At 73.4% G+C, this 4,874-nt stretch carries 5 protein-coding genes and 1 pseudogene; 3 read left to right on the top strand and 3 right to left on the bottom strand.

The genetic code is table 11. The features are described from left to right. The first annotated feature begins 152 nt into the window (after positions 1–152). Positions 153–1,142: a LysR family transcriptional regulator gene (locus E1193_RS30095; RefSeq protein ID WP_132186524.1), complete on the top strand. Its 990-nt coding sequence runs from the start codon at positions 153–155 to the stop codon at positions 1,140–1,142. Positions 1,143–1,162: 20 nt separating this feature from the next. Further along, positions 1,163–1,396, top strand: coding sequence for a hypothetical protein (locus tag E1193_RS30100; RefSeq protein ID WP_132186525.1), 234 nt, complete (start codon positions 1,163–1,165; stop codon positions 1,394–1,396). A gap of 96 nt (positions 1,397–1,492) precedes the next feature. Here the strand turns inward: E1193_RS30100 and E1193_RS30105 are convergent, their stop codons facing one another. The 3 genes from E1193_RS30105 to E1193_RS30110 are packed head-to-tail and all read right to left on the bottom strand — an operon-like array spanning position 1,493 to position 4,571. Further along, a complete protein-coding gene (locus E1193_RS30105) occupies positions 1,493–1,843 on the bottom strand; it encodes a DUF3140 domain-containing protein (protein WP_132186526.1) in 351 nt (116 codons plus the stop codon). Beyond that, positions 1,843–2,004, bottom strand: coding sequence for a hypothetical protein (locus E1193_RS32245; RefSeq protein ID WP_165945865.1), 162 nt, complete (start codon positions 2,002–2,004; stop codon positions 1,843–1,845). Before E1193_RS32245 ends, E1193_RS30105 begins: the two co-directional genes overlap by 1 nt. A gap of 17 nt (positions 2,005–2,021) precedes the next feature. Then, positions 2,022–4,571 carry an ATP-dependent Clp protease ATP-binding subunit gene (locus E1193_RS30110; protein WP_132186527.1) on the bottom strand — a complete coding sequence of 850 codons (2,550 nt, stop codon included), beginning with the start codon at positions 4,569–4,571 and terminating at the stop codon, positions 2,022–2,024. 123 nt (positions 4,572–4,694) lie between these two features. On the opposite strand from E1193_RS30110, the pseudogene E1193_RS30115 reads away from it, so the two are divergent. After that, positions 4,695–4,874 (top strand): annotated as a pseudogene (locus E1193_RS30115) (hypothetical protein); the annotation flags it as partial.

Genomic DNA, 4,874 nt, shown 5'->3' on the forward strand with positions numbered 1-4,874 from the left:
GTCGAGCCGGCATGGGGGGTGGTGGACAAGCTGCGCGACGCGGTCACCGGGCGGCAGACGTACCCGGTGGACCTCGATCGTGACCCAGAATGATCGACGCCGATCCGTTCAGGGCCTTCCGTCGGCCACCTGCGTGGTCCTACCGTCACGATATGAATCTGGAGCTGCGGCACCTGCGGGTGGTCTGCGCGATCGCCGAGACGGGGAGCGTGACCAAGGCGGCATCGACTCTCGGCCTGGCACAACCGGCGCTGACCGCGCAGCTCCAACGCATCGAACGCACGCTGGGCGGTCCGCTGTTCGACCGGGACCGGCGGGGTGCCCGACCCACCGCCCTGGGGGAGCTGGTGCTGGCCCGGGCCCGGGTGCTGCTGCCGGCGATGAAGGGCCTGCAGGACGAGGCGGCCCGGCTGGCCGGTGCCGACGACACACTCGCCCGCTACCGGTTCGGGGGCGTCAACAGCCCGATCCTCGGTCGGCTGGTGCACCGGCTCGCCGCCGAGCAGCCGCAGGCGCAGATCACCACGTACGCCTCCTGGTCGGCCGACGAGCTGGCCACGCTGGTGGCCGGGGGACGGCTGGACTTCGCCCTGACCGGCATCTGCGGCGACGCCAACCCGCCGGCCGAGTTCGGCCTCAGCTGGCGGGAGGTGGCCGTCGACCCGGTGCTGGTGCTGCTGCCGGCGTCGCACCCGATGGCTGGTCGGGACGAGGTCGGCCTCGCCGAGCTGAGCCGCGAGCAGTGGGTGGCCGCGCCGGGCGACGGGTGCTTCGGGGACTGCTTCGCCGCCGCCTGCGCCCGCGCCGGTTTCACCCCCCGCAAGGTGTACGAGACCGACGTGCGCGGCTGCATGGACCTGGTCGACGCCGGGGAGGCGGTGGCGCTCTGCCAGGCCACCTTCCGTCCGGTGGCCGGCCTGGTGACCCGTCGGCTGGCCGACACGCCTCTGCGGTGGCGGCTGCTGCTCGGCTGGCACCCCGACTCTCCCGCCGCCCGGGTCGCCGAGCCGGTGCTGGAGGGCGCGGTGGCCGCCTACACCGACTCCCTGGCCGTGCACCCGGACTACCTGGCCTGGCTGCGGCACCACCCCGAGTTCGGGGCCCGCCCGGCGCACCCCGGGCCGGGGGTGCGAACGGCCTGACGACGGGTATCAGAGGCGGTATGACCGACCTCTACCCCGCCGCCGACGAACGGGAGCTGCTGCGTCAGGCGGCTGCCGCGCACACCGCCGCCGCCCGCGACGTCGAGGCGTTCCTGCGCCGCCTGCCGGAGGTGCCGGACCCGGCCGACGTCACCGAGTACGCCACCCTGCTCAGCCGGGAGGAACGCACCCTGGCCGACCGACAGATCGCCGCCGAGGCCGCCGGCCTGCACCTGCCCAGCCTGGAGTCCTGACCGGCCGACGACCGCGCCCGCGGACCACCCGGTCCGCGGGCGGTCGGGGTCGGCTCGACACCCTTGGTGACCACCGACTCCACCACGCTCCCGCGCTCAACGTTCGACGAGGACGTCGTGCCCCAGGTCGAGCAGCGCGTGCCGCCACTCGTCGTCGGCGTTGCCGGCGCGCGGCTTCTCCGCCGTCAGCGTCCGGATGCGGTCGATCGCGTCCCGCATCACCTCGATGTCCTCGGGGGTGAGGTCCACCTTGCGCTTGCGGAGCACCCGCAGGATCTGCCGGCCCGGCTCGGGCAGGCCGAGGTCCGGGTCCGGCCCGAACGACTCCTCCCCGGAGCCGCGGGTGAGCAGCCACTGCCGCAGCTGTTCGGAGGGGACGTTGACCTCGGCGTGGAAGTCCTCCCAGATCACCTCGACCTCGGGGTCGAGTCGCTGCTCGCGTGCCATCACGCCTCCTCTTCCGGTCGCCCGGCCGGCGCCGGGTCCCCGTCGGTCTGCTGCTTCAGGCCCTCCGGCGGCACCTTCACCCGGGCCGGGTTCGCTGTCGGCGGGGCGAGGATCGGTTCGGTGCGCTCGGTGTTCTCGCTGGTCTCCTCCGGTTCGGTCATCTCCACCGCCCTCCGCGTCATCGTGGGTGGGACGTGGTCGCCGGTTGGTAGCCGTGGTCACCGGCGGCCACCTCGACGGTGAGCTGGCCGTCGCGGGCGTCGACGATGACCTTCTGGCCGGGTGAGATCTCGTTCTCCAGCAGCATCCGGGACAACCGGTTGTCGACCTCCCGCTGGATGACCCGGCGCAGCGGCCGCGCGCCGAACTCCGGCTGGTAGCCGTGCTCGGCCAGCCAGTCGACCCCGGCGGCGGTGACGTCGACCTGGACGTCCTGTGCGTGCAGCCGGCGGCGGGTCTCCTCCAGCAGCAGCTCGGTGATCTGCCGTAGCTGCTGGACCTCCAGCCGGCGGAAGATGATCGTCTCGTCGATCCGGTTGAGGAACTCCGGGCGGAAGGTCTCCTGGAGCCGGCGCAGCAGCCGTTCCCGCAGCTCGTCGCTCTCCCCGCCGCCGGCCTCGCCCGCGTCGAAACCCACCGCGCGCTGGCTGCCGGTGATCAGCTCCGCGCCCAGGTTGCTCGTCATGATCAGCACGGTGTTCTTGAAGTTCACCGTCCTGCCCTGGCTGTCGGTGAGCCGGCCGTCGTCGAGCACCTGGAGCAGGATGTTGAACACGTCCGGGTGGGCCTTCTCGACCTCGTCGAGCAGCACCACCGCGTACGGGCGGCGGCGCACCGCCTCGGTGAGCTGGCCGGCCTCCTCGTAGCCGACGTAGCCGGGTGGCGCTCCGACCAGCCGGGCCACGGTGTGCCGCTCCTGGAACTCGCTCATGTCCAGCCGGACCATCCGGTCGGCATCACCGAAGAGCGCCTCGGCCAGGGCCCGGGCCAGCTCCGTCTTGCCGACACCGGTCGGGCCGAGGAACAGGAAGCTGCCCATCGGCCGCTTCGGGTCGGCCAGCCCGGTACGCGAGCGGCGCACCGCCTCGGCCACGGCGGTGACCGCGTCGTCCTGCCCGACGACCTTCGCGTGCAGCTGGCCCTCCAGCCGCAGCAGCCGCTCCCGCTCCTCCTCGGTGAGCTGGCTGACCGGGATGCCGGTGGCCCGGGAGACCACCTCGGCGATCTCCGCCGGGCCGACCGACGGTACGTGGTTGCCGCCCTCGTCGCCCTGGGCACGGCGGAGCTGCTCCTCGATCTCGGCCAGCCGGTCGCGCAGCGCGGACGCCTTCTCGTACTGCTCGTCGGCGACGGCCTGCTCCTTGTCGCGGCGTACCTCGTCGAGCTGCTGCTCCAGTTCCCGTACGTCCGAGGCGGGGGTGCGGGTGCGCAGCCGGATCCGCGCGCCGGCCTGGTCGATCAGGTCGATCGCCTTGTCCGGCAGGAAACGGTCGGTGACGTACCGGTCGGAGAGCTCGGCGGCGGCGACCACCGCCTCGTCGGAGAACCGGACCTGGTGGTGGGCCTCGTAGCGGTCCCGCAGGCCACGCAGGATGGCCACGGTGTCCTCGACGCTGGGCTCGGGCACCAGCACGGGCTGGAAACGCCGGGCCAGCGCGGCGTCCTTCTCGATGCTGCGGCGGTACTCGTCCAGTGTGGTCGCGCCGATGACCCTCAGCTCACCCCGGGCCAGGGCGGGCTTGAGCATGTTGGAGGCGTCCATGCCGCCCTCACTGCCGGCGCCACCGGCGCCGACCAGGGTGTGGATCTCGTCCAGGAAGATGATCAACTCGTCCCGGTGCGCCCGGATCTCCTCGATCACCTTCTTCAGCCGCTCCTCGAAGTCGCCCCGGTAGCGGGTGCCGGCGACCAGGCCGGCGAGGTCGAGCTGCACCACGCGCTTGCCGATCAGGGTCTGCGGCACGTCGCCGTCGCAGATCCGCTCCGCCAGTCCCTCCACGATGGCGGTCTTGCCGACGCCCGCCTCACCGATGAGCACCGGGTTGTTCTTCGTTCGCCGGGACAGGATCTCCACGGCCTGTTCGATCTCGTCGGCCCGCCCGACCACCGGGTCGATCTGGTCGTTGCGGGCCAGTTCGGTGAGGTCCTGTCCGTACTGGTCGAGGGTGGGGGTGCCGCGGTCCGGCCGCGGCCCGCCCGTCGGGCCGCGCTCGGCGCTGGCGGCCTGCAACGACTCGGGCTGGATCCGCCCGGCGGCGAGCATCCGGCCGGCCGGCGACTCCGGGTTGAGCGGCAACGCCATCAGAATGTGCTCAGGGCCGATGTAGTTCGCCCCCATCGCGCGGGAGAGCTGGTGGGCGTCGAGCAGGGCCCGCTTCGCCGCCGGGGTTAGCGACAGGTTCGGCGGCACCTCGCCGCCCGGCACGCCCTCGCCCCGGCCGCCGAGGGCGTTGACCAGCGTGTCCGGGTCGGCGCCGGCCCGGCGTACCAGGTCACGCAACGGCTCGCGCTGCAACGCCGCCCACAGCAGGTGGTCGGTGTCCAGGTCGTTGCTGTGCTTCTGGGCGGCCCGCCGCGCGGCGTCGGCCAGCATCTCCCGGGCGTCGGCGGTCATCAGCCGGGTGATGTCGACCCGGTGGGCCGGTCGGCGTCCACCCTCTCCCCGACCGAAGTACCGGGCCAGGAATTCGTCCCACGGGTCGGAGCCGTAGTCACCGGGTCCCATCATGCTTCCCTCCGCTCCTCGGGGCGCGGCACGCCTCGCCCAGGGCGACCTCGCGGGCGCGGCACGGTCGCCGGTGGCTACCCGGCGGTCGGCGCGACAAACGCACCGGGGTGGCAGGCTGGGGGCATGGACACCCGCCCGCTGCTGATCGTCGACGGCGCCAACGTGGTCGGCTCCCGGCCCGACGGCTGGTGGCGGGACCGGGCCGGGGCGGCGGCCCGGCTGCGGGACGCCCTGGCCCCGCTGGCCGCGCAGGGGCTGCCGCCCGAGCTGTCGCCGCCGGTGGAGGTGGTGCTGGTGGTGGAG

This window comes from Micromonospora sp. KC606 (genome assembly GCF_004348675.1).
GTDB lineage: Bacteria > Actinomycetota > Actinomycetes > Mycobacteriales > Micromonosporaceae > Micromonospora.